We start from the raw sequence: 2,303 nt of genomic DNA, 5'->3' as shown, positions 1-2,303 counted from the left end.
GGGACAGGTCGATCACCCTCACGCCAGTCCGGTGAGTTTGGTCATCAGACCAGATTCCACGGTCAGCCCAGGGCCAAAGGCCATCGCGCACACGCGATCGCCACTGCCCGCGTCGCGGAGCAGGTCCGCCAGGATGAACAGCACGGTCGCGCTGCTCATGTTGCCGTACTGACGCAGGATTTCGCGCGATGGGTGGAGCTGCTCGTCACTCAGCCCGAGGCTCGCCTGCACCTTGTCCAGAATCGAGCGGCCCCCAGGATGAATCGCCCACTGCGCTATGCCGTTCAGAGGGTCGTCTCCCAGGGCAGGCTCATGGGCAAAGAGAGGTGCGAGCGCGTCTCCGATGTGCGCTTCAATGATGGCGGGAACGTAGGTGCTCAGCACCATGTCATAGCCCTGGTCGCCGATCGTCCACGCCATGTCGGCTTCGCCCACCCCAGCGGGCGTGAGGGTCGTCTCGAAGTGATCCAGACGCAGAACAGGCGCTGACACAGCCGGTGTTCGGGCACTGACCACGGCCGCCGCCGCTCCATCCGCGAACACCGAGTTCGCGATCAGGGTGTCTGCATCACGTGCCGAGTGCATGTGGATGGTGCACAGTTCTGCGCAGACCACGAGCACCACGGCGCTCGGGTCGGCCTCGCAGAAGGCCTTGGCCATCTTCAGTGCCGGGAACGCCGCGTAGCAACCCATGAAGCCGACATGGAACCGGGAGACATTCGGCCGCAGCCCCAGGGCCCGCACGATCGCGTACTCCGGACCAGGGGCGTAGAAGCCTGTGCAGGACACCGTGACCACATGGGTGATGTCGTCGGCGGTCAGTCCTGGACACGCGGCCAGTGCCGCTCCAGCCGCGCGCACGAACAGTTCCGTCGCGTGGACGATGTAGTACTCGTTGCGGGCTCCCGTGCTGGGCGTGAGCAGGCGTCCAGTCGAAGGGTCAAAGAACAGGCCCGGGCTGGCGTCGGGGTCCGCCTGGAACTCCGTCACCACACTGTGCCGCTGGTCGATGCCGGACGCGTTGAAGACGCTGGTGGTCAGACGCTGGGCCAGGCGGTCGAGTTCCGGCTGGCTGCGGATGATGTCCCGGATCACGTCTTGGGAATAAGCCGTGGTGGGCACTGCGGTCTGAACCGCATGGAGATAGACGGGCACAGGCCACAGTAGTGTTCGAACCTGACGATGGCCTTGCGGGCTTGTTCACATGTGGCGAACGGCTCGGTTCTAGGCGGCGAACCGGCACGGCCTGCACTTCTACATCGACCTCAACTGCCGCCGTAGGTCACGCGGTAAATGAACCCATTGCCGTCGTCTGTCACCAGCACCGAGCCATCCCCCAGCACCAGCACGGCGACCGGCCGGGCGGTGGTGGTCAGTCCCGCCTGGAAGCCCGTGATGAAATCCGTGACCGTGCCGCTGCGCGGATCGATCGCCACGACCTTGTACCCCGATTTCGGTTCGCGGTTCCAGGAGCCGTGTAGGGCTACCAGTAGGTCACCCCGGTAGTCCTGCGGGAACATCGTGCCGGTGTACGCCGCCAGTCCCAACGGTGCGGCGTGGGCGGTCGTCACGGCAAAGGCGGGCTGGGCCTGATCGCAGTACGCCTGATCCTTCTTCCCGAAGTCCTTATCCCAGACCTGTTTCGCCCCAACGGCCAGCGGGTAGCAGTACGGCCAGCCGTAGTTCGCTCCGTCCTTCAGGACAAAAAAGGCCTCGGGCGGCACATCGTTGCCGGCCAGGTCGCGTCCATTGGCCGTGGCGTAGAAGGTGTCACCCACCCACGCCAGGCCCACGGCATTGCGTAGCCCGGTGGCGTATGGTCGGCCATTCTTCCCGTCCGCGCCGTAGGTCCATACGGCGGCCCGCTTGGGGTCGCTTTCCTCGCAGACATTGCAGGTGCTGCCCGCCGCGACGTACATCTTCCCGTCCGGGCCGAAGACCACCGTGCGCGAGTAGTGGCGGCCCCCACCCGGTAAGGTCACCACCGTCTCCGGGGCGCCGCGGGGGGTGAGGTCGCCCGGCTGGTACGGGTAGCGCAGCACGGCGTCCGTCGTTGCCACGTACAAAAAGCCATCGTGGAAGGCCAGCCCATGCGGGATGTTCAGGCCGCCCACGTAGACCTGCCGGCTCTCTGGCATTCCATTGCCGTCGCGGTCTGCCAGAACGCTGACGTTGCCGGTCTTCTCGTCGCTCACAAAGAGGTCGCCGTTGGGTGCCAGGGCCATCAGCCGGGGCTTGCTGAAGCCTGAGGCGTACACGGCGACGTGAAAGCCGGCGGGGACGGTCAGGCCGAGGTTGGGGGC

General features: G+C 65.9%; 2 protein-coding genes. Both read right to left on the bottom strand.

Features of this window, described 5'->3' with window-relative positions; all coding sequences use genetic code 11:
* Nucleotides 1–18 precede the first annotated feature (18 nt).
* The gene (locus tag HNQ07_RS23730; protein WP_229832337.1) at nt 19–1,095 is read right to left on the bottom strand and encodes a type III polyketide synthase; all 1,077 of its coding nucleotides are present in this window, start codon (nt 1,093–1,095) and stop codon (nt 19–21) included.
* A gap of 170 nt (nt 1,096–1,265) precedes the next feature.
* Nucleotides 1,266–2,288, bottom strand: coding sequence for a PQQ-dependent sugar dehydrogenase (locus HNQ07_RS23725; protein ID WP_260323292.1), 1,023 nt, complete (start codon nt 2,286–2,288; stop codon nt 1,266–1,268).
* Nucleotides 2,289–2,303 lie beyond the last annotated feature (15 nt).

The organism is Deinococcus metalli (assembly GCF_014201805.1).
In the GTDB taxonomy this organism is placed as follows: domain Bacteria; phylum Deinococcota; class Deinococci; order Deinococcales; family Deinococcaceae; genus Deinococcus; species Deinococcus metalli.
Note: the sequence above shows the minus strand (reverse complement) of the source record. Positions and strands in the feature narration are given on the sequence as shown.